Origin of the sequence: Deinococcus pimensis DSM 21231, assembly GCF_000519345.1 — a bacterium.
GTDB lineage: Bacteria > Deinococcota > Deinococci > Deinococcales > Deinococcaceae > Deinococcus_A > Deinococcus_A pimensis.
On the sequence record NZ_KI912643.1, the window covers coordinates 44,646 to 46,620 of the forward strand.

General features: G+C 71.5%; 4 protein-coding genes. 3 read left to right on the forward strand and 1 reads right to left on the reverse strand.

What is annotated here, in order from left to right:
* From pelF to DEIPI_RS0111910, 3 genes are all read left to right on the forward strand, one after another.
* The coding region (pelF, locus tag DEIPI_RS30640) for a GT4 family glycosyltransferase PelF (protein WP_169737089.1) at window positions 1-864 on the forward strand (864 nt) is incomplete at its 5' end.
* Window positions 861-1,235, forward strand: a complete 375-nt coding sequence (locus tag DEIPI_RS0111905) for a hypothetical protein (protein WP_027481918.1) — start codon at window positions 861-863, stop codon at window positions 1,233-1,235. The genes pelF and DEIPI_RS0111905, both read left to right, overlap by 4 nt.
* Window positions 1,236-1,309: 74 nt before the next feature.
* Window positions 1,310-1,495: a hypothetical protein gene (locus tag DEIPI_RS0111910; protein ID WP_027481919.1), complete on the forward strand. Its 186-nt coding sequence runs from the start codon at window positions 1,310-1,312 to the stop codon at window positions 1,493-1,495.
* A gap of 10 nt (window positions 1,496-1,505) precedes the next feature.
* Here DEIPI_RS0111910 and DEIPI_RS30645 read toward each other — a convergent pair.
* Window positions 1,506-1,975: serine hydrolase (locus tag DEIPI_RS30645; protein WP_483782849.1), on the reverse strand; the 470-nt coding region annotated here is incomplete at its 5' end.

Genomic DNA, 1,975 nt, shown 5'->3' on the forward strand with positions numbered 1-1,975 from the left:
CCGGCGTGGCTCGCCGCGCGCGCTCAGGGCGTCCCGTTCGTGCTCGTCGAGCACGGCGTGGCGCTCCGCGAGGCGCTGCTCGCCCTGGGAGGCACGGACGCCACCGACGAGGAGCGGCACCTGCGGGCGAGGTTCCTCGAACACCTCGCGCGGCTGCTGTACCGTGACGCCGACCGGACCGTGTCCGTGTGCGACTTCAACACGGGCTGGGAACGGCGCCTCGGGCTCACGCCGGACCGCGTGCGGGTCGTGCCGAACGGTATCGACCCGTCGCGCTACCCCGACCTGAGCGCCCGGGTCGGCGCGGTCCCCACCGTGGGGTGGATCGGCCGCATCGACCCGTTCAAGGGCCTCGAGACGCTGATCACCGCGTTCCGGCCCGTCGTGAGGAGGCTGCCCCACGCGCGTCTGCGTCTGTTCGGTCCGACCCCCCGGTCCAATGAGGTCTACCTGCGCGCCCTCGTCCGGCACGTCCGCGCCGCCGGGCTGACCCGCCACGTGACCTTCGAGGGCCAGCCCGCGTCGGTGCAGGCCGCGCTCGAGGTCTGCGACGTCGTCGCCCTGCCCAGCGTCAGCGAGGGCCTCCCGTACGCGGCGCTGGAGGCCATGATGAGCGGACGCGCCGTGGTGGCGAACGACGTGGGCGGCGTCGGCGAGGCGCTCGGCACGGCCGGACGCCTGATCCCGCCCCACGACCCGGAGGCCTTCGGGCACGCCCTGCTGGACCTGCTCCTCGATCCCGTCACGCGGACGGAGCTCGGACGCGCGGCGCGCGCGCGGGCCCTGGAGCACTTCACGAGCGACCTCATGCTCGAACGTTACCTCGCCGTCTTCGACGAACTGCTCACCAGGAGGACCACATGAGCCCCGTCGGCCGTTACCGGGAACCACGCATCAGCGTGATCGCCGCCTACGCCGGAAGCGAGCGTCGCAGCGACGACCGCGTCGCCGAACTTTCCCGCGAGCTCGACTCCGTGTGCCTGCACGCCGCGTCCGCCCTGGAGGTCGCCGTGACCCTCGAACTGCTGGGGTACACGGACGACTTCGCGCGCCGCCGATGCGGCGTGAGGGACCTGTTCGACCTCGCGGCGGCGCTCTACGAGGTCAGCCTGCCCGGTCGACGGCGGCGGCGCGAGCGCCGAGCCGGATTCGTGCCACGGTGGGCGCAGGCAGCGCGCGCGTGGTGGGCACGCAGGCAGGAGTCGGGATTCGCCCCCGTTCGTCAGGAAGCCTGAGCCGCGCGCCCCGCGGCGCGAGCATGAAGGGACCCTACGGCCCGGGCCTCGCGGGAAGGGATATAAGAAGAGGCATGAGCATCACGATCGTGCTGATGGAAGGAAAGACCCTCCACGTGGAGGCGGCCAGCCCGAGCCACGTGGAACGCATCCGTGAGGTGTTCGCGCAGGGGAGAGGCTCCTTCGAGTTCTCCGTGAACGGACGCGTCTACGTCGTCAACGCCTCCAACATCCTCTACGTGGAGGTCGTCGGCAGCTGAGCCGCGCGCCTCAGCCGCCCTCCACCGCCGCGATCGCCTCGTTGATCCACTCGAAGGCGGCGCGGGCGTTCGGGATGGTGTAGTCCTCGTGCGACTCGTGCTGCATGAAGACGTACACCACGTGGTCACCTCGCGGCGTCTCCACGTAGCCCGTCATCGTGAGGATCTTCCAGCCGTTGCCGCCCTTCCCGCCGAAGTACGCCACGGGAAGGCGCAGCTTCGAGCGTCCGAAGCCCGTCGCCATGATCTCGCGCTGCAGCTCGCGGGTCGCGGGCTTGAGGCCGGGCCGCAGGAACTCGTTCGCGATGAGGGTCCCGAACTCGTAGGGGGTGGACACGTTGTGCGTCCCGAGATCGACGGCGGGATCGAACCCGCCCGCGTCGAAGTGCTCGTTGAGCTTGAGCTGCAGGAGGTCGGCGCGCACCTGCCGCGCGGCCTCGTCGAGCTGCCGCGCGAGCTCCGAGCGGCGCTCGCCGCGCG

What these genes read in the sequence shown, in the direction of transcription:
- DEIPI_RS0111905 (WP_027481918.1), top strand. Translation starts at nt 861, where the DNA reads ATGAGCCCCGTCGGCCGTTACCGGGAACCACGCATCAGCGTGATCGCC.
- DEIPI_RS0111910 (WP_027481919.1), top strand. Translation starts at nt 1,310, where the DNA reads ATGAGCATCACGATCGTGCTGATGGAAGGAAAGACCCTCCACGTGGAG.